The sequence below is a fragment of the Agromyces sp. NPDC055658 genome (genome assembly GCF_053618155.1).
Map to the genome: position 1 here is coordinate 61,422 of NZ_JBSHHD010000022.1, position 18,996 is coordinate 80,417.

At 71.9% G+C, this 18,996-nt stretch carries 18 protein-coding genes and 1 tRNA gene; 13 read left to right on the plus strand and 6 right to left on the minus strand.

Going from position 1 to position 18,996, the window contains the following annotated elements; translation table 11 throughout:
- The first annotated feature begins 11 nt into the window (after positions 1 to 11).
- Positions 12 to 593, plus strand: coding sequence for an aminoacyl-tRNA hydrolase (gene pth / locus ACWGPE_RS11925; RefSeq protein WP_231430360.1), 582 nt, complete (start codon positions 12 to 14; stop codon positions 591 to 593).
- A 27-nt stretch (positions 594 to 620) separates the two neighbouring features.
- Here the strand turns inward: pth and ACWGPE_RS11930 are convergent, their stop codons facing one another.
- Positions 621 to 1,370: an RNase H family protein gene (locus tag ACWGPE_RS11930; protein ID WP_452048771.1), complete on the minus strand. Its 750-nt coding sequence runs from the start codon at positions 1,368 to 1,370 to the stop codon at positions 621 to 623.
- A 79-nt stretch (positions 1,371 to 1,449) separates the two neighbouring features.
- On the opposite strand from ACWGPE_RS11930, the gene mfd reads away from it, so the two are divergent.
- Positions 1,450 to 5,085, plus strand: coding sequence for a transcription-repair coupling factor (mfd, locus tag ACWGPE_RS11935; protein ID WP_275505628.1), 3,636 nt, complete (start codon positions 1,450 to 1,452; stop codon positions 5,083 to 5,085).
- Positions 5,086 to 5,115: 30 nt separating this feature from the next.
- Here mfd and ACWGPE_RS11940 read toward each other — a convergent pair whose 3' ends face one another.
- Positions 5,116 to 6,318 carry a Na+/H+ antiporter NhaA gene (locus ACWGPE_RS11940; protein WP_231430363.1) on the minus strand — a complete coding sequence of 401 codons (1,203 nt, stop codon included), beginning with the start codon at positions 6,316 to 6,318 and terminating at the stop codon, positions 5,116 to 5,118.
- Positions 6,319 to 6,471: 153 nt separating this feature from the next.
- Between ACWGPE_RS11940 and ACWGPE_RS11945 the strand changes: the two genes are divergently transcribed.
- Both ACWGPE_RS11945 and mazG read left to right on the plus strand, forming a co-directional pair.
- Positions 6,472 to 7,122: a LysE family transporter gene (locus tag ACWGPE_RS11945; RefSeq protein WP_275505629.1), complete on the plus strand. Its 651-nt coding sequence runs from the start codon at positions 6,472 to 6,474 to the stop codon at positions 7,120 to 7,122.
- Positions 7,123 to 7,200: 78 nt separating this feature from the next.
- Positions 7,201 to 7,917, plus strand: a complete 717-nt coding sequence (mazG, locus tag ACWGPE_RS11950) for a nucleoside triphosphate pyrophosphohydrolase (RefSeq protein ID WP_376931352.1) — start codon at positions 7,201 to 7,203, stop codon at positions 7,915 to 7,917.
- 69 nt (positions 7,918 to 7,986) lie between these two features.
- On the opposite strand, the gene ACWGPE_RS11955 is transcribed toward mazG, so the two are convergent.
- From ACWGPE_RS11955 to ACWGPE_RS11965, 3 genes are read right to left on the minus strand one after another with little or no spacing between them, the layout of a single operon-like run.
- The gene (locus tag ACWGPE_RS11955; protein ID WP_452048772.1) at positions 7,987 to 8,772 is read right to left on the minus strand and encodes an NAD-dependent epimerase/dehydratase family protein; all 786 of its coding nucleotides are present in this window, start codon (positions 8,770 to 8,772) and stop codon (positions 7,987 to 7,989) included.
- Positions 8,769 to 9,848 carry an ABC transporter permease gene (locus tag ACWGPE_RS11960; RefSeq protein WP_452048773.1) on the minus strand — a complete coding sequence of 360 codons (1,080 nt, stop codon included), beginning with the start codon at positions 9,846 to 9,848 and terminating at the stop codon, positions 8,769 to 8,771. The genes ACWGPE_RS11955 and ACWGPE_RS11960 overlap by 4 nt, the downstream gene beginning before the upstream one ends.
- On the minus strand, positions 9,845 to 10,765 hold the full coding sequence (locus ACWGPE_RS11965; protein WP_231430369.1) for an ABC transporter ATP-binding protein: 921 nt from the start codon (positions 10,763 to 10,765) through the stop codon (positions 9,845 to 9,847). The genes ACWGPE_RS11960 and ACWGPE_RS11965 overlap by 4 nt, the downstream gene beginning before the upstream one ends.
- A 162-nt stretch (positions 10,766 to 10,927) precedes the next feature.
- On the opposite strand from ACWGPE_RS11965, the gene hisS reads away from it, so the two are divergent.
- Both hisS and eno read left to right on the plus strand, forming a co-directional pair.
- Positions 10,928 to 12,196, plus strand: coding sequence for a histidine--tRNA ligase (gene hisS, locus ACWGPE_RS11970; RefSeq protein ID WP_275505632.1), 1,269 nt, complete (start codon positions 10,928 to 10,930; stop codon positions 12,194 to 12,196).
- Between the two features lie 111 nt (positions 12,197 to 12,307).
- On the plus strand, positions 12,308 to 13,588 hold the full coding sequence (gene eno / locus ACWGPE_RS11975; RefSeq protein ID WP_452048774.1) for a phosphopyruvate hydratase: 1,281 nt from the start codon (positions 12,308 to 12,310) through the stop codon (positions 13,586 to 13,588).
- Here eno and ACWGPE_RS11980 read toward each other — a convergent pair.
- The gene (locus ACWGPE_RS11980) at positions 13,578 to 14,015 is read right to left on the minus strand and encodes a hypothetical protein (protein WP_231430374.1); all 438 of its coding nucleotides are present in this window, start codon (positions 14,013 to 14,015) and stop codon (positions 13,578 to 13,580) included. The two genes, eno and ACWGPE_RS11980, sit on opposite strands and share 11 nt — an antisense overlap.
- Between ACWGPE_RS11980 and ACWGPE_RS11985 the strand changes: the two genes are divergently transcribed.
- The 7 genes from ACWGPE_RS11985 to ACWGPE_RS12015 all read left to right on the plus strand — a co-directional run bounded on the left by ACWGPE_RS11985 (position 14,014) and on the right by ACWGPE_RS12015 (position 18,951).
- Entirely contained in the window at positions 14,014 to 14,454 is a 441-nt protein-coding gene (locus tag ACWGPE_RS11985; RefSeq protein ID WP_231430375.1) for an FtsB family cell division protein, read from the plus strand. The two genes, ACWGPE_RS11980 and ACWGPE_RS11985, sit on opposite strands and share 2 nt — an antisense overlap.
- Positions 14,451 to 14,972, plus strand: a complete 522-nt coding sequence (locus ACWGPE_RS11990) for a DUF501 domain-containing protein (RefSeq protein WP_231430377.1) — start codon at positions 14,451 to 14,453, stop codon at positions 14,970 to 14,972. The genes ACWGPE_RS11985 and ACWGPE_RS11990 overlap by 4 nt, the downstream gene beginning before the upstream one ends.
- Complete coding sequence (locus tag ACWGPE_RS11995; RefSeq protein WP_231430379.1) at positions 14,969 to 16,261, plus strand: S8 family serine peptidase; 1,293 nt, start codon at positions 14,969 to 14,971, stop codon at positions 16,259 to 16,261. Before ACWGPE_RS11990 ends, ACWGPE_RS11995 begins: the two co-directional genes overlap by 4 nt.
- A 48-nt stretch (positions 16,262 to 16,309) precedes the next feature.
- Positions 16,310 to 17,734 (plus strand): NAD(P)/FAD-dependent oxidoreductase, encoded by a 1,425-nt coding sequence (locus ACWGPE_RS12000; RefSeq protein WP_275505636.1) that lies wholly within the window; start codon positions 16,310 to 16,312, stop codon positions 17,732 to 17,734.
- 76 nt (positions 17,735 to 17,810) lie between these two features.
- A tRNA-Leu gene (locus tag ACWGPE_RS12005) sits at positions 17,811 to 17,884 on the plus strand.
- 171 nt (positions 17,885 to 18,055) lie between these two features.
- Positions 18,056 to 18,481, plus strand: a complete 426-nt coding sequence (locus ACWGPE_RS12010; RefSeq protein ID WP_275505637.1) for a type II toxin-antitoxin system VapC family toxin — start codon at positions 18,056 to 18,058, stop codon at positions 18,479 to 18,481.
- Positions 18,482 to 18,561: 80 nt separating this feature from the next.
- Complete coding sequence (locus ACWGPE_RS12015) at positions 18,562 to 18,951, plus strand: SHOCT domain-containing protein (protein WP_231430382.1); 390 nt, start codon at positions 18,562 to 18,564, stop codon at positions 18,949 to 18,951.
- Positions 18,952 to 18,996: the final 45 nt, after the last annotated feature.

Consider the following 18,996-nt stretch of genomic DNA (forward strand, 5'->3'; position numbering starts at 1 on the left):
AGGACGACGGCATGGCCGAGAACACCTGGCTCGTCGTCGGACTCGGCAACCCCGGCGCGCAGTACGCCGGCAACCGCCACAACGTCGGCCAGATGGTCGCCGACGAGCTCGCGACGCGCCTCGGCGCGGCGTTCAAGAGCCACAAGACCCCCTCACGCGTCGCCGAGGGATTCGTGCGCCCCGGAGGCCCGAAGCTCGTCGTGGCCAAGCCCAACTCGTACATGAACACCTCTGGCGGGCCGGTGTCGGCGCTCGTGAAGTTCTACGGGGTGCCGCCCGAGCGCATCATCGTCGTGCACGACGAGCTCGACCTGCCGTTCGACACGGTGAAGCTCAAGCAGGGCGGCGGGCACGGCGGCCACAACGGACTGCGCGACATCGCGAAGTCGCAGGGGCCCGAGTTCGTCAGGGTGCGGGTCGGGATCGGCCGCCCGCCCGGCCGGCAGGACCCGGCGGACTTCGTGCTCAAGGACTTCTCCGGCACCGAGCGGCAGGCGTTGCCGAACCTGATCTCGGACGCCGCGGACGCCGTCGAGGCGGTCGCGAGCGACGGGCTGCTCGCCGCGCAGCAGCGGTTCCACTCGCCGAGCTGACGGCGACGGGCGCGGGCGCCGGTTCGCTCAGATCAGCCCGCGGAGGAACTCCTCGGGGCTCGTGCCCGCGGCTCGGGCGCGCTCGACGAGTCGCGAGTGCTCGTCGACCGTGAGGTCGAGCGTCATCGTGAGCCAGTCGGCGGTCGGGTCGTCGAAGTCGAAGAGCGTCGCGTCGGCCGGCGACCGGTCGTCGTGCGGCGCGGTCTCGACGGCGGCGGACGCATCGGCCCGGGCCGGAACCACCGATCCGTCGTCGGCCCCGGCCGTCGGCAGCCCCTCGACCACGGCGGTCGCGACCGCGGCATCGCTCTCGCACGCGCCCGACCAACCGGGTCCTGCGGGCACCGGGAGGCCGCTGCGGAAGGCCTCGGCGGCGGCGCGGGCCCGCTCGTCGGCGGCCTCGTTCATCGGATGGCCGACATGGCCCTTCACCCACTCGAAGCGATAGCGGCGCCCGGCGATGGCGGCGTCGATCTCCTTCAGGATCTCGACGTTCATGACCGGCTTGCCGTCGGCCTTGCGCCAGCCCTTGCGCTTCCACCCCGGCATCCACTTCGTCACCGAGTTGATGACGTACTGGCTGTCGCACTGCACGAGCAGCTCGTCGTCGAGGTGGGCGGTCGCGCGGAAGAGCTCGAGCACCGCGGTGAGCTCGCCGACGTTGTTCGTGCTGTGCTTCCACCCGCCGGCCGCCCAGCAGTCGTCGGCGACGTACCAGGCCCACCCGGCGGGGCCGGGATTGCCGAGGGCCGATCCGTCTGCGGCGGCGATGATCATGCGGTGGGTCCTTCCGTCGGGGCGGGGCAATCGTATCGGCCCGGGCCGAGGTGTCGGGGGCGCGGCATAGACTTCTCCGGTGAGCCTCAAGGGTCTGAACACGGTGCTTTCGCGCGCCTCCACGATCGATCGCGCGCTGGCCGAGGCTCAGCGCAACGCCGACTTCTCGGCGCCTTCGGGCCTCGATGCGCCGATGCTCGCCGCGCTCCTCGAGCGCCGCGCCGCCGCCGGGCTCGCCCCGGCGATGCTCGTCGTCACGGCCACGAGCCGCGAGGGCGAGGCCCTGCGGGCGTCGCTCGAGCCGTACCTTCCCGACGCCGAGCTCCTCGAGTTCCCCGCGTGGGAGACCCTGCCGCACGAGCGCCTGTCGCCGAGCGCCGAGACGGTCGGCCGGCGCCTGCACGCCCTCCGCCGCATGCACGAGTGGGCCGGCGAGGCCGGCCCGAGGCATCCGCTCGTGGTCGTCGCATCGGTGCGCGCGGCGCTGCAGCCGCTCGCCGACAACCTCGCGGCGATCGAGCCGATCGAGCTCACCCGGGGCGGCCGCGGCCACGACCTGTCCCAGATCGCGCTGCGGCTCGTCGACCTCGCGTACGCCCGTGTCGACATGGTGTCGCGGCGCGGCGAGTTCGCGGTGCGCGGCGGCATCCTCGACGTCTTCCCGCCGACGGCCGACCACCCCGTGCGCGTCGAGTTCTTCGGCGACGAGGTCGAAGAGCTCCGGGCGTTCTCGGTCGCCGACCAGCGATCGCTGCCCGACCCGGTCGAACGCGTGAGCCTCTCGCCGAGCCGCGAGCTGCTGCTCACGCCGGCGGTTCGGCAGCGGGCCCGCGAGATGGTGCACGAGTTCCCGAGCCTCTCGGCCATGCTCGAGAAGATCGCCGAGGGCATCCCGGTCGAGGGCATGGAATCGCTGGCGCCCGCCCTGACCGAGCGGCTCGTGCCGCTCGTCGACTACCTGCCCCGTGAGGCGGCGGTCGCGGTGATCGCGCCCGAGCGCGTCACCGGTCGCGCCACGAGCCTCGCAGAGACCAACCGCGAGTTCCTCGCCGCAGCATGGAACGCCGCGACCGTCGGCGCGGGTGCGCCGATCGACCTCGACGCCGGCGACTTCCTGACGGTCGCGCGACTGCGCGAGGCGACGCTGTTCAGCGCCCCGGGCGAGGCCGACCCGGGCCGAGTCTGGTGGACCCTCTCGGCGTTCGACGCGGGCGAGGCATCCGAAGACCTCGAGCTGGATGCCTCGTACGTGCGCATCGCGGCGAACGCGATGCCGAGCTTCCAGGGCAACGTCTCGGGCGCCGTCGACCACGTCGCCGAACGCCTGCGCGACGGCTGGTCGCTCGTCGTCGCCGCGGCCGGTCATGGCCTCGTCGAGCGAGCCCGCGACGTGCTCGCCGACGCCGGGCTCGCGGGCCGCATCGTCGAGTCGGTGCCTGAGCAGCTCGAACCCGGCGTCGCGTACCTCGTCCAGGCCGAGGCGTCGCGCGGATTCGAGGTGCCCGAGGCGAAGCTCGGCGTCATCGCCGAGGCCGAGTTCTACGGTCGCTCCGCCGGGTACGACGCCCGCGCGGGCAAGAAGCTCGCGACGAGGCGCCGCAACGTCGTCGACCCGTTGCAGCTGAAGCCGGGCGACTACGTCGTGCACTCGACGCACGGCATCGGCAGGTTCGTCGAGCTCGTGCAGCGCGAGGTCGCGACCGGCACGAGGCCGAAGGGCCCGAGCCGCACCGCGGGCATCGCCGGGCAGCCGACGACCGTGCGCGAGTACCTCGTGCTCGAGTACGCGTCGTCGAAGCGCGGGCAGCCGGGCGACCGGCTGTTCGTGCCGATGGACCAGCTCGACCTGCTGTCGCGCTACGTCGGCGGCGAGGCGCCGTCGCTCTCGAAGATGGGCGGCAGCGACTGGTCGCAGGCGAAGAGCCGCGCCCGCAAGGCGGTGCGCGACATCGCGGTCGAGCTGGTGAAGCTGTACTCGGCGCGCATGGCCGCGAAGGGGCACGCGTTCGGGCCCGACACCCCGTGGCAGCACGAGCTCGAAGAGGCGTTCCCGTACGCCGAGACGCACGACCAGCTGCAGACGATCGACGAGGTGAAGGCCGACATGGAGCGGCCGATCCCGATGGACCGGCTGCTGGCCGGCGACGTCGGCTTCGGCAAGACCGAGGTCGCCGTGCGCGCGGCGTTCAAGGCCATCCAAGACGGCAAGCAGGTCGCGATGCTCGTGCCGACGACGCTGCTCGTGAAGCAGCACCTCGAGACGTTCAACGAACGCTACGCGGGCTTCCCCGTGCACGTGCGCGCGCTCAGCCGGTTCCAGACCGACAAGGAGGCGCGCGAGACGGTCGCCGGGCTCGCCGACGGCACCGTCGACCTGGTGATCGGCACGCACCGCATCCTCACCGAGAAGGTGTCCTTCAAAGACCTCGGCCTCCTGATCATCGACGAGGAGCAGCGGTTCGGCGTCGAGCACAAGGACACGCTGAAGAAGCTCAAGACGAACGTCGACATCCTCGCGATGAGCGCGACCCCGATCCCGCGCTCGCTCGAGATGGCGGTCACCGGCATCCGCGAGATGTCCACCCTCGCGACCCCGCCCGAAGACCGCCACCCGATCCTCACGTTCGTCGGGCCGTACTCCGAGCAGCAGGTCGCCGCCGCCATCCGCCGCGAGATGCTGCGCGAGGGCCAGGTGTTCTTCGTGCACAACCGGGTCTCGTCGATCAACCGGGTCGCGGCGCAGCTCGCCGAGCTCGTGCCCGAGGCGCGCATCGCGGTCGCGCACGGACAGCTCAACGAGCACTCGCTCGACCAGATCGTGAGCGACTTCTGGGAGCGCAAGTTCGACGTGCTCGTCTCGACGACGATCATCGAGACCGGCCTCGACATCGCGAACGCGAACACGATCATCATCGACCGGGCCGACAAGTACGGCCTCTCGCAGCTGCACCAGTTGCGCGGTCGCGTCGGCCGCGGCCGCGAGCGGGCGTACGCGTACTTCCTCTACGACCCGGCCAAGCCCCTCTCCGAGACCGCGCACGACCGGCTCTCGACGATCGCGGCGAACAACGAGCTCGGCAGCGGCATGCAGGTCGCCCTGAAAGACCTCGAGATCCGCGGTGCGGGCAACCTGCTCGGCGCCGAGCAGGCCGGGCACATCGCGGGTGTCGGCTTCGACCTCTACCTGCGCATGATCGGCGAAGCGGTCTCGGCCTTCCGGGGCGACGTGGCCGAGGGCCAGACCGAGCTCCGGCTCGAGCTGCCGGTCGACGCGCACATCCCCGACGAGTACGTCGACAGCGAGCGGCTGCGCCTCGAGGCGTACCAGAAGCTGTCGGCGGCGAGCGGCCCGGCCTCGAAGGACGGGCAGATCGACCAGGTGGTCGAAGAGCTCGTCGACCGCTACGGCACGCCGCCCGAGTCGGTCGAGCATCTCGTCGCCGTCTCGCGGCTGCGGCGCCAGGCGCAGCTCGCGGGGCTCGGCGAGGTCATCGCGACGGGCTCGAAGCTGCGCATCGGGCCGGCGCAGATCCCCGACTCGCGTCGGGTGCGGCTCGAGCGCATGTACCCGGGGGCGAAGCACTTCGCGCAGAACGACGTGATCCTCGTGCCGTGGCCGACCCCCGGCGGCGAACCGCCGGGCGACGCCGACCTCATCGAGTGGGTGTCGCGGCTCATCGCGAACATCTTCGAGCCGGCGCCCGTCGCGGCCTGAGCGCTGCGCGCAGCACGGCGGCCGGCCCGGTCAGTGCGCGAACGCCCCTCCGACTCCCGACTTCGCGCCGTGACGCCGATACCAGGCCGACCGCAGCGAGACGGCGATCGCCGAGCCGACGATCGCGACGCCCGAACCGAGCAGCACGGCGAGGGTGCCCTCGTCGGCGACCGCGGGCATGCCGGCGAACGCGAGTTCGTTCATGAGCAGCGACACGGTGAAGCCCACGCCGCCCAGGGCGCCGACGACGAGCAGGTCGACGACGGTCAGCGGCGTCGCGCCGGGCCGGCGTCGCGCGACGAGTCCGCCGAGTCCGCCGATCAGCGTGATGCCGATGACCTTGCCGACGGGCAGTGCCACGAGGATGCCCCAGAACGCGGGATCCAGCTCGCTCGGCCGCACCTGCGGGATCGCCACCATCGCCGCGGACAGGGCGAACAGCGGCAGGATCACGCCGTTGGACCACGGCTCGAGCGCGTGCGCGGCGCGACCGCCGGGGCGACGGCTCATCACGAGGCCGAGCGCGACGCCCGCGATCGTCGCGTGCACGCCCGACTGGTAGACGAAGTACCAGGCGACGACGCCGAGCACGATGAGCAGCAGCACGATCGGCCACTGCGGGCGGCGGGCGAGGATGTACGACGAGCGCGGCTTCATGAGCCGGCTCACGGCGCCGAACAGCGCGATCGCGATGCCCGCGAAGCCGAGCGCCGCGAGGTCGGCGTCGCTCGTGAAGAAGAACGCGATGATGAGGATCGCGATGAGGTCGTCGAGCACCGCGAGGGCGAGCAGGAACACGCGCACGCGCGTCGGGATCCACGTGCCGAACACCGCGAGCACGCCGAGCGCGAAGGCGATGTCGGTCGCCGTCGGGATCGGCCAGCCGTCGACCGTGTCGGTGCCGGCCGTGAACCCGACGTAGATGAGCGCCGGAACGATCACGCCGCCGACCGCCGCGATCGCCGGCAGCAGCGCCTTCGACAGCGAGTTCAGCTCGCCGATCACGAGCTCGCGCTTGAGCTCGACGGCGACGATGAAGAAGAAGATCGCGAGCAGCCCGTCGCTGATCCAATGCCCGAGCGACAGGTCGAGCCCGAGCCACGGCAGATCGAGGTGCTCGGTCTTGAGCTCGATCAGCGAGGGGCCGACGGGCGTGTTGGCGATGATGAGGCCGAGTGCGGCGGCGATGAGCAGCAGGGCGGCGGCCCAGCGTTCGGAGCGGAGGACGTTCATGCGGATCCTTCGGGGTACGACGTACGTGTGCTGCCGACCAGACTTCCCGGCTCTCCGCGTCGATCCTATCGGCGGGCCGCCCGCGACCGCGGCGCCGCACCGCGGTCGCCCGGCGGCGACGAGGGCGCGGCGGCCGCCGCCTAGGCTGACGGGATGCCCTTCTCGCTCTGGATCACGCTGCTCGTCGCGTGCCTCGTGATCAGCTTCACCCCCGGCGCGGGCGCCATCAACACGATGGGCAACTCGCTCAACCACGGCTTCCGCCGGTCGATCTGGGGCATCCTCGGCCAGCAGGCGGCCCTCGTCATCCACATCGCGATCGTGGCGCTCGGCGTCGGCGTGCTCGTCGCCTCGTCGGAGTTCGCGTTCAACGTGATCCGGTACGCCGGCGCCGCGTACCTCGTCTACCTCGGCATCCGGCAGATGCTCGCGAAGCCGACGCTCCCGGCCGATGACGACGACGAGACGGATGCCTCGGGCCGCGCGCTCGCCGCGACATCCGAGAGCCGCTGGTCGATGTTCCGCCGAGGGCTCTGGGTGAACCTCCTGAACCCGAAGGCCATCGTGTTCTTCCTGGCGTTCCTGCCGCAGTTCATCCGCCCGGGGGAGCCGCTCTGGGTGCAGTACCTCATCGTGACCGTGACGGTGATCACCGTCGACATCGCCGTCATGTGGGGGTTCTTCGCCGCCGCCGCGCACGGGTTCCGCCGGTTCACCCGCACCGCGCGCGGCCAGCGCACGCTCAACCTCGTGTTCGGCGGCCTCTTCATCGCGGTCGCGCTGCTGCTCGCGTTCGTGCACTGACCCGGGCGGGCGGGCACGGGCGGGCGGGGCACGCCCGCGAACGGGGCCGACCGGGCCCGCCCGGCATAGGCTGCCGGTATGAGCCAAGCCCACGCCGGTCTCGACGAACTCATCGCCACCGTCGCGCTGCTGCGCGCCCCGGGCGGTTGCCCGTGGGACGCCGACCAGACCCATGAGTCGCTCGTGCAGTACCTCGTCGAGGAATGCTGGGAGCTCATCGACGCCATCGAGGCGGGCGACCGCGCCGAGATGATCGAGGAGCTCGGCGACGTGCTCTACCAGGTGCTCTTCCACGCCGACATCGCAGCGCACACCGACGGCGAGCGGTTCGACATCGACGACGTCGCACGCCATATGACGGCCAAGATGGTGTCGCGGCACCCCCACGTGTTCGGCGACCGCGAGGCCGAGACGGCCGACGACGTCGTCGCGTTCTGGGAAGACCTGAAGGCCGACGAGAAGCCGCACCGCACGAGCGTGCTCGACGGCGTGCCGCGCGGCATGCCCGCGCTGGCGCTCGCGCAGAAGATGCTCGGGAAGGCCGAGAAGGCGGGCGTCACCGCCGCGGCGGTCGCGGATGCCTCGATCCCGGCGCCCGTCGCACCGGCGACCGAGCGCGAGCTCGGGCGGCTGCTCTTCGGTCTCGTCGCGTCGGCGCGTGCGCAGGGCCTCGACGCCGAGCGGGCGCTGCGCGGGGCCGTGCGCGCGTTCGAGGACGAGGTGCGACGCGCTGAGCGGGCGGACGCGGCAGAGGACCGGTCGGAGGCGCCGGGAGGCGCCGCCGTGGGCGGCTGAGCGGCACGGCGAATCGCACGGGCGAGATCGTCGATCGCGCCGACTGCCGTGCAGCACCTGGCCGGACGATCAGCCGAAGCCGAGCCCGTCGCGCCACGAGGGACGAGCCGGCCACCAGCCGAGCGACTTCGCGGTCGAGGCATCCGCCACCCGCGCGGGCCCGCGCGCGCTCGTCGCCGGCCGGCCGGAGAAGCCGGCGCGGGCCGCGAGCACGCCCGCCCAGTCGTCGAGCGGCGCGGGTTCGTCGTCGACCACGTCGACGATGCCGGCGGGCCAGTCGAGCGCCGCGACGACCGCCGACACCGCGTCGTCGACGTGGAGCCAGTTCGTGGTCTCGGCGATCGCGTCGACGCGCCCCTCGCCCGCCTTCGCGGTGAAGGCGCCGTCGGCGGCGTACCAGGTCCGCGGCCCGTACAGGAGCCCGAGCCGCAGCACGATGCCGTGCGGATGCGAGGCGACGGCGCGTTCGAGTGCTGCGACGGGCGCGTCGTCCGGGGCCCAGGAGATGCCCTCGGCGATCACCCGTCCGACGCCGGCCGCGCGGGCGGAATCGACGAGCGCGGGCGCGCCCTCCATCCGCAGGCGCGCGTTGGCCGCGTAGTCGAGCGCGGCGAGATCGGTCGCGAGGAAGACGATGGCGGTCGGGCGGGCCGCAGCGACGGCACGGTCGACCGACTCGCGGTCGAGCACGTCCAGCAGGAGCCCCGTCGCCCCGGCGGCCTCGATCACGGGGAGGCGCTCGGGGCTTCGACTCGTGCCGAACACCGTGCGCCCCTCCGCGACGAGCGCGCGCACCACGGGCGCGCCGAGCACGCCGGTCGCGCCGACGACGAGCACCCGCTCGGCGCGGGTCACGCGATGCGGCTTCCCGCGGCGAGGCGCTTCGCGGGCACCTCCGTGCGCCTCCACGCCCAGGCGAGGGCGCCCGCGCCGAGCAGCAGGTGGATCGTGAGCCCGACGAACCACGAGGGCACCGAGCCGTCGTAGATCTCCCGAGGGGTCGGGGAGTCGTAGGGCGCGTAGCCCTTGGACGAGTACTCGCTGCACTCGTCGATGACGACCTCGGTCTCGGGCGCCTGCTGAGCCTGCCGCACGCCGACCGCGATCCAGCCGAACAGGTCGGTCGGGTTGCCGTCCTCGTCGAACGAGCCGGGCGCGGCGTCGGCGACGACGACGTACGGGTTGGCCGCGAGGAACCCCCAGACGAGGTCGAACCTGGGGGTCTGCTGCTCCCAGGTGTTCGGCGGCAGGCAGGGCACCTCCCCGCCCCCGGGGGCGAGCCCGTTCTCGTCGAGCTGCTGGTAGTCGACGCCGATGATCGTCTGCTTCACGGTCGTCTGCACCGCCGCCCCGCCGAGGCCGAACGCGATGAGCGTGCCGACCGACAGGGCCGCGACGACGAGGTAGGTGACGACGACGGAGAACAGCGGGCGCGTGACGAGGCCCGAGAGGCCGACGCCGATCGCGGCGATGATGCCGAGCTCGACCGCGAGCACGAGCACCGTGGTGATCACGGTGGCCGGCGAGACCTCGCCGAGCACGATGCCGAACGCGAGGAACGGCAGCGATGCGGCGAGGAACGCGAGCGCCGTCAGCCAGGCCGCCACCCACTTGCCGATCACGAGCTGCGCCGTCGTGACGAGCGTGACCTGCGTCGTCGCGAGCGTGCCCGCCTCGCGCTCGCCGTTGATCGCGTTGCCGCTGAGCGCGGGGGAGACGAGCGTGCCGAGCAGCAGCACGAAGAAGACGATCGTCGAGAAGACGCCGCCGCCGCCGGAGTCCCACGCGTTCGTCGCGATCACGACGAGGGCGGTGACGGCCGTCACGAGCACGACGAAGACGCCGAGCAGCACGTACCAGGCGATGCCGCGCACACGCTGCCTCAGGTCGAGCGTGACGATCAGCCACATGCCCCGCAGGAACCCGTTCATGCGTCGCCGTCCGATCGGTTGAGGTCGTGGAAGACGTGTTCGAGGTCGCCGACCGCAGGGGCGAACGACGAGATCGGCACCCCCGAGCCGACGAGGTGGGCCAGCATCTGCGCGGCGTCGGCCTCGCTCGCGAACGGCACGACGGCGCCGAACCGGTCGACCACGGAGACCTCGCCGTAGCCGGCGGCGCCGAGCACCGCGGCGAGGCGGTCGGGGTCGAGCGAGCGGACGCGCCAGTCGCGCGCCGTGCGGCCGGCCCGCGCGACCTCGTCGGGTGCGGCGGTCTCGCCGGCTGCGAGGTAGACCGCCGTGTCGGCCATCTCCTCGAGCTCGGCGAGCACGTGGCTCGAGACGATCACGGTCTTCCCCTCGTGCGCGAGGCGTCGAACGAGCTCGCGCAGCTCGGTGCGGGCGGCGGGGTCGAGTCCCGAGGCCGGCTCGTCGAGCAGCAGCACCTCGGGGTCGTGCACGAGGGCGCGCGCGAGGCTCAAGCGCTGCTTCTGGCCGCGGGAGAGCACCCGGGTCGGCTGGTCGGCGAGCGGCGTCAGCCCGACGAGCCCGATGAGCTCGTCGGCGCGGCGGGATGCCTCGTCGAACTCCATCCCGTACATCCGGCCGCTCGTCGTGAGTGCGGTCCTCACGTCGAGCGACGGCCACGAGCCCAGCGCGTCGGGCATCCAGCCCATGCGCCGTCGCACCTGGTGCGGCTCGGTGACGGGATCGTAGCCCGCGACCCGGATGCTGCCCGAGTCGGGGACCAGCAGGGTCGCGAGCATGAGCAGCAGCGTCGTCTTGCCCGCGCCGTTCGGCCCGATCAACCCGGCGACCGAGCCCTGCGCGACCTCGAAGCTCGCGTGCCGCACGGCGTGCACGTCGCCGAACGACCGGGCGACGCCCTCGACCGTGATGCCCGACATGCGGATCCCCCCTCCGGCGCCGCGGTGGTCGGCCGAGCGTCGTCCGGTCGAGTGTAGGGCGGGGTGCGTCCCGTGCGCGAGGGCGGCGCCGGAGGCGTTGCGAAGCCGTTGCGAACGAGAGCGGGCACGACCCGGTCGCCCGCGACTGGAAGAATGGGGCGCATGGCCCAGAACGTGACGCCCCCGCGCGGCATGCGCGACTTCCTCCCCGCCGAGAAGGCCCGACGCGAGCACGCCCTCGGCGTGATCCGCGGCGTCTACGCGGCGCACGGCTTCGACGAGATCGAGACGCCGGTCATGGAGGACTCGTCACGCCTGCACGCCGGACTCGGCGGCGACAACGAGAAGCTCGCCTTCGCCGTCATGAAGCGCGGGCTCACCCCCGACGACCTCGCCTCGGCCGCGGCATCCGGCGACGCCCTCGCACTGGCCGACCTCGGCCTGCGCTACGACCTGACCGTGCCGCTCGCGCGGTTCTACGCGACCCACCGCGCGGCGCTGCCGCCCGTGTTCCGCTCGATCCAGATCGCGCCCGTCTGGCGTGCCGAGCGCCCGCAGAAGGGGCGCTACCGCCAGTTCGTGCAGTGCGACATCGACGTCATCGGCGACGCGACCCCGCTCGCCGAGCTCGAGCTGCTGACCGCGACCGTCGCGACGCTCGACGCGCTCGGGCTCGCCGGCTGCACGATCCGCATCAACGACCGGCGCATCCTGCAGGGCATCCTCGCGTCGTGGGGCGTGCCCGACGACCTGCGCGAGCGTGCGCTCATCACGATCGACAAGCTCGACAAGATCGGGGTCGGGGGAGTGGCGAACGAGCTCGCCGAGCTCGGTGCGGTCACGGCCGACGCCGACGTCGCGACGGCCCTCGAGGGGCTCACGAGCGCCGACTGGCACCTGGCCGACGGCGTCGTGCCCCCGCCCGCATGGCTCGACGGCGCCGCGTACGCCGACCTGCTCGCCCTCCGCGACGCGATGCCCGAAGCGGCGATCGAGTTCGACCCGACCCTCGTGCGCGGCATGGGCTACTACACCGGCACGATCTTCGAGATCGCGCACCCCGAGCTCGGCTACTCGCTCGGCGGCGGAGGCCGCTACGACCACATGATCGGGCGGTTCCTCGGCCAGGAGGTGCCGGCGTGCGGCTTCTCCATCGGCTTCGAGCGCATCGTCGACCTGCTCGAGGTGCGCGACGACGCGCGCCCCCGTGCGGTCGTGCTCGTGCACGACGGGGACGTCCCCGCCGAGCGCCTCCTCGCGATCAAGGCCGAACTCGTGGCCTCCGGGTCGCGGGTGCGCCTCGAGCGTCGCGTGAAGAACCTGCGAGCCCTGCTCGACCGCGTCACCGCCGACGGGTTCGACGCGTTCGCGACCGTGAACGCCGAGGCGAACGGCGCGGCGTCGCTCGAGTTCCGCGAGCTCACGGCGTAGGGCGGCCGCGGGGAGTCACGCGGCGAGCACGAGACATCCTCGACCTCTAGACTTGGGCGCGGATCACGACGGCGTCGTCCACCAGTCACCCCCATCACAGAGGAGTCCACTGTGGCATTCATCGAAGCTGTAGGTGCGCGCGAGATTCTCGATTCGCGCGGCAACCCGACCGTCGAGGTCGAGGTGCTGCTCGACGACGGCACCCTCGCCCGCGCCGCGGTGCCCTCGGGCGCCTCGACCGGTGCCTTCGAGGCGTACGAGCTGCGCGACGGCGACGCCGACCGCTACCTCGGCAAGGGCGTGCAGAAGGCCGTCGACGCCGTGCTCGACGAGCTCGGCCCGGCCATCGAAGACCTCGACGCGAGCGACCAGCGCCTCGTCGACGCCGCCCTGATCGAGGCCGACGGCACCGACAACAAGAGCCGCCTCGGCGCGAACGCCATCCTCGGCGTCTCGCTCGCCGTGTCGAAGGCCGCCGCCGACTCGGCCGACCTGCCGCTGTTCCGCTACCTCGGCGGCCCGAACGCGCACGTGCTGCCCGTGCCGATGATGAACATCATCAACGGCGGTGCGCATGCCGACACCGGCGTCGACATCCAGGAGTTCATGATCCTCCCGGTCGGTGCGCCGACCTTCTCCGAGGGCCTGCGCTGGGGCGTCGAGACCTACCACGCGCTCAAGGGCCTGCTGAAGGCCAAGGGCCTCTCGACCGGCCTCGGCGACGAGGGCGGCTTCGCGCCCGACTTCGCGTCGAACCGCGACGCGCTCGACTTCATCTCGGAGGCGATCGGCAAGGCCGGCTTCACGCTCGGCACCGACATCGCGCTCGGCCTCGACGTCGCGTCGACCGAGTTCTTCGAGAACGGCGCCTACCGTTTCGAGGGCAAGGACCGCACGTCGGCCGAGATGAGCGCCTACTACGCCGAGCTCGCCGCCGCGTACCCGCTCGTGTCGATCGAAGACCCGCTCGCCGAGGACGACTGGGAGGGCTGGACCGCCCTCACCGCCGAGCTCGGCGGCAAGCTGCAGCTCGTGGGCGACGACCTGTTCGTCACGAACCCGAAGCGCCTCGCCGACGGCATCGGCAAGCACGCGGGCAACTCGATCCTCGTCAAGGTCAACCAGATCGGCACGCTGACCGAGACCCTCGACGCCGTGTCGCTCGCGCAGCGCTCGGGCTACACCGCGGTGCTCTCGCACCGTTCGGGCGAGACCGAGGACACGACGATCGCCGACCTCGCGGTCGCCACGAACGCGGGTCAGATCAAGACGGGCGCGCCCGCGAGGAGCGAGCGCGTGGCGAAGTACAATCAGCTTCTGAGGATCGAAGAAGAGCTCGGTGAGGCCGCGGTGTACGCCGGCCGCACGGCGTTCCCGCGCTTCACGGTGTGATCGCGTAGCGACATCGCGACGGGGGCGGCCGGGTGGCCGCCCCCGTCGTCGCATTCCGGGCCGTCATGAGGAGGGCGATGAACGGCGAGTCGTCCCGCACCCCCCGCAGGCCCGCGAACCCTGCCGGCTCGCGCGTGCCGAGGTCGAAGCCGAGGGCGGATGCCTCGGAGCCGGCGTCGCCGGCGAAGGGCCCGGCGTCCGACGCGGGCGAGGCGAAGCGCGCCCGGTCGAGCGCGAATTCCTCCCGGTCCGCGAAATCGTCGTCGACCGCGAAGCCGTCGAAGACGAGCACGCACGCCTCGTCCTCGAGTGCGAAGCCGAGGGGCGCCAAGCCCCGCTCCACCGCCTCCGCCGGCGCCGGTGCTGCGTCGGCGACGCGAGCCGGATGGCTCAGCGGCATCCGATTCTCAGGTTTCTCGCTGATCATGTTGGGCATACTCGTGCTCGCGGTCGTGGTGCTCGCGCCGACGATCGCGGCGTTCGCCCAGCAGCGTGCGCAGCTCGCAGAGCTCAAGGCCGCCGTCTCCGCGCAGGAGGAGGAGGTGCAGCGGCTCCGCGACGAGCGCGAGCGATGGAACGACGAGACGTTCATCGTCACGCAGGCGCGTGAACGGCTCTACTACGTGATGCCGGGCGAGGTGAGCTACCTCGTCATCGACGACCGCGACGCGGCCGCGAAGACCGACGAGACGACGGCCGTCTCAGCCGAAGTGACCGAATCGAAGGGCGACTGGATGCGCACCCTGCTCGACTCCGTGATGACCGCGGGGCTCGCGCCCGAAGCCGGCGCGACCGACGCGCCGGCGAGCGACGCCCCCGCGACGACGGCGCCGACCGGTGCACCCGCGACGGAGGACGGCCGATGACCCGCCCGCCCTTCGAACCCGTCACCGAGCGCGATCTCGCCGTCGTCTCCGCGCAGCTCGGCCGTCCGGCGCGCAATGTCGTCGGCATCGCCGCCCGCTGCGTCTGCGGCAATCCGACCGTGGTCGCGACGGCGCCGCGGCTGGCCGACGGCACGCCGTTCCCGACGTTCTACTACCTGTCGCACCCGGCCGCGACGGCCGCGATGTCGTTCCTCGAGGCCGGCCAGCTCATGGTCGAGTTCAGCGAGCTGCTCGCGAACGACGCCGAGGTGCGCGCCGGCTACGAGCAGGCCCACCGCGACTACCTCGCCGACCGCGAGGGTTTCGGCGACGTCCCCGAGATCGCCGGCATCTCCGCCGGCGGCATGCCGACCCGCGTGAAGTGCCTGCACGCGCTCGCGGCCCATGCGCTCGCCGCCGGCCCCGGCGCCAACCCGATCGGCGACCTCGCGCTCGCCCGGTCGAGCTGGTCGCCCGACGTCTGCAAGTGCCCCGACTACGGAGTCGACGAGGCATGACCCGCCCGAGCCGCATCGCACGCGCGCGTGCGACCGCCGCGAAGTCGGCGGTCGCCGTCGTCGCGGCCGTCGCCGTCGCGCTCGGCGGCGCGGCACCCGCGCATGCCGACACCGTGCGCGACTACGAGTACTGGCTCGGCGACTACGGCTTCACGACGGCCTGGTCGACGACGCAGGGCAAGGGCGTCACGGTCGCGATCATCGACACGGGAGTGAACGGCAACGTCACCGAGCTCCGGGGCGTCGTCAAGGGCGGCACGGATGTCTCGGGCCTCGGCAGTCCCGACGGCCAGACGCCGGTCGGCGACCCCGACGAGAGCGCCCACGGCACGATGGTCGCCTCCCTCCTCGCCGGCCGCGGCACGGGCGAGGGCAACGGCGTCATCGGCGTCGCGCCCGAGGCCGACCTGTTGACGGTGTCGGTCGCGTTCGGCCAGGACACGGGGGCCGCGAAGTCGAACGACGAGCAGATCGCCGAGGGCGTCAAGTGGGCCGTCGACAACGGGGCCGACGTCATCAACATGTCGCTCACCCGCAACACCCGCGACTGGCCCGAGAGCTGGGACGACGCGTTCACCTACGCCTTCGAGCACGACGTCGTCGTCGTCGCCGCGGCCGGCAACCGCGGGAACGGCACGACCGAGGTCGGTGCGCCGGCGACGATCCCCGGCGTCCTCGCGGTCGCGGGCGTCGACAAGGAGAAGAACGCGAGCCTCGACGCGAGCTCCCAGGGCATCACGCTCGGGGTCGCCGCACCGAGCGAAGACCTCGTCGGCGTTCGGCCCGACGGTCGCGTCGCGATCTGGAGCGGCACGAGCGGCGCGGCGCCCCTCGTCTCGGGGCTCGTCGCGCTCGTCCGCGCCGAGTACCCCGACCTCGATGCGGCCAACGTGATCAACCGCGTCATCCAGACCGCCGACCCCGACGGGCACGAGGTGCCCAGCCCGCTGTACGGCCACGGGCTCATCGATCCCGTCGCAGCGCTCGAGGCCGACGTCGAGCCGGTCGACGCGAACCCGCTCGGCAGCCTCGAGGAGTGGATCACCATCCACCGCCGAGCCACGTCGACGACGCCGACCCCCGAGGCGACCGAACAGCAGATCGTACCGATCGCCGACCCGCCGCCGCCCGCCGACGAGGGCACGGCGACCATGCTGCCGACGCCGTGGACGCTCGCCTACATCACCGTGCCGCTCTCGTTGGTCGCAGGATTTGGTACGCTAGCAGCGCTGTTGGGCATCGGCGCCATTCGGCACACCAGGCGAGCGGTACGCACGCGCGACCACTGATCGCGCGCACCGGGTCGCATCCACCAGATACTGAGGAGTCCATTCACCGTGCCCAAGATTCTCATCGTCGGCGGTGGCTATGCGGGGTTCTACACGGCGTGGAAGCTCGAGAAGTGGCTGCGTCCCGGCGAGGCCGAGGTGACGGTCGTCGACCCGCTGCCGTACATGACGTACCAGCCCTTCCTGCCCGAGGTCGCAGCCGGGTCGATCGAGGCGCGCCACTCGGTCACCTCGCACCGCCGCCACCTCAAGAAGACCAACGTCGTCACCGCGAAGGTCACCAAGATCGACCACGCGTCGAAGACGGCGACCATCACCCCCGAGCTCGGTGAGCCCTGGGAGTTCGAGTACGACGTCGTCGTCGTCACGGGCGGCGCCGTCTCGCGCACCTTCCCGATCCCCGGCATCGCCGACAACGCGATCGGCCTGAAGACCGTCGAAGAGGCCGTCGCGATCCGCGACCGCGTGCTCACGAACTTCGACAAGGCCTCGAACCTCCCGCCCGGGCCCGAGCGCGAGCGCCTGCTCACGTTCGTCGTCGTCGGCGGCGGCTTCGCCGGCATCGAGGTGTTCGCCGAGCTCCGCTCGTTCGCGAGCGCACTGCTCGAGTACTACCCGCAGCTCACCTTCGACGAGACGCACTTCCACCTCATCGAGGCGATGGGCCGCATCATGCCCGAGGTCTCGCTGCCGACGAGCCACTGGGTCATCAAGCACCTCGCCCAGCGCGGCGCCGAGATCCACCTCGACACGCAGCTCACGAGCGCCGTCGACGGCAAGATCGAGCTGTCGACCGGCGAGAGCTTCGAGAGCGACCTCATCGTGTGGACCGCCGGCGTGATGGCGAACCCCGCCATCGTCCGCTCGAGCGACCTGCCCGTCGAAGAGCGCGGCCGCATCAAGACCCGCGCCGACCTGCGGGTCGGCGGCGAAGACGACGACGAGATCGTCGCTGACGCCTGGGCGGCCGGCGACATCTCGGCCGTGCCCGACCTCACCGGCGGCGGCGTCGGCGGCTACTGCGTGCCGAATGCGCAGCACGCCGTGCGCCAGGGCAAGCTGCTCGCGAAGAACATCGTCGCCGTGCTGCGCGGTGAAGAGCCCAAGAACTACGTGCACAAGAACCTGGGTGCCGTCGCCGGCCTCGGCATCGGCTCGGGTGTGTTCCAGTCGGGCAAGCTCGCGATCAAGGGCTTGCTCGCATGGTTCGCCCACCGCGGCTACCACGGCCTGGCCATGCCCAGCTGGGAGCGCAAGTTCCGCGTCTTCTGGGGCTGGTGGAACAACTTCTGGCTCGGTCGCGACATCGTGTCGCTCTCGGCACTGCAGCAGCCGCGCGCACAGTTCGAGGCGTTCGCCGCGCGTCCGAAGCCGCCGGCCGCCGAGGCCCCTGCACCGGCCGCCGACGCGAAGGCCGCGGCGAAGGCCAAGCCGGCGAAGTCGGCCGAGAAGGAGCCCGTCGCCGCCAAGTAGCGGTACGGTCGTGACTATGCTGTGACGCGGCGTCGCCCCTCGGGGCGGCGCCGCGTTCTGCGTCTGCGCGCACAACGCCCCCATAGCCCAACCGGCAGAGGCAGGCGGCTTAAACCCGCTCAAGTCTGGGTTCGAATCCCAGTGGGGGCACCTGCGGCACCGGCGGCAGGCGGCGCTGGGTCCTCGGCCCAAGCTCAAGTCTGGGTTCGAGTCCCAGTGGGGGCACCGGGCACGGGCGCGGGGCACCGGGCACGGGCACGACGACACGAGCGCCGGTCACCGGCGCTCGACGATGTCGGTCGCGAGGGGTTCACTGGAGCCATGGGCGACCCTGAGACGACCAGGTACGCGATCGATGCGGTGACGGCACTGCGTCTCATCCGCGACGGGCGGAATGCCGAGGCGACGCACCCGTTCGTCGCACCGTCCCTCATCCGCAGCCACGCGATGTCGCTGCTCTACCGCGAGGTGCGCGACGGCCGGCTCGACGAGCGCGACGCACGCACTGCTCTCGAGGGCCTCGCCTCGCTCCGCATGCGGCTCCTGGGCGATCGCGTCTCACGAGCGACCGCCTGGCGGCTGGCACGACAGCTCGACCTCGAAGATCCGTCGCTCGCCGAGTACCTCGCGGTCGCGACGCTGCAGGCCGACGTCCTGGTCGCCGGCGACGAGCGGGTGGCCGCTGCCGCGGCCGGCATCGTGCCGCTCGCCACCTACGACACGCTCGGCGTCACTCGAATCGAATGATGCGCGCTCGGTCGGGGCAGGAGTAGCTTCGAGGCATCCTCGCGCGCGACGGTCTCGCGGAGTGACGAAAGGGCACGCCAATGAACAGTTTCTGGGACTTCCTCGTCTGGCTTTTCTGGATCTACATCATGATCGCGTGCATCTGGATCTTCATCACGATCATCATCGACATCTTCCGCGACCACACGCTCAACGGCTGGGCGAAGGCGCTCTGGGTCGTCTTCCTGGTGTTCCTGCCGTTCCTCGCCGCGTTCATCTACCTGATCGCACGGGGCCGGTCGATGTCGGAGCGTCGGATGCAGGAGCAGGCGGACGCGCAGGCGCAGGCCAACGCGTACATCCGTAGCGTCGCGGGGGCCGGCGGCAGCTCGGCGGCCGCCGACATCGAGAAGGCCAAGGGCCTGCTCGACTCGGGTGCGATCTCCCAGGCCGAGTACGACCAGCTGAAGGCCAAGGCGCTCGCCGGCTGACGAACACGATCGAAACGGCGGCGGTCGAGCACGAAGGTGCGCGAC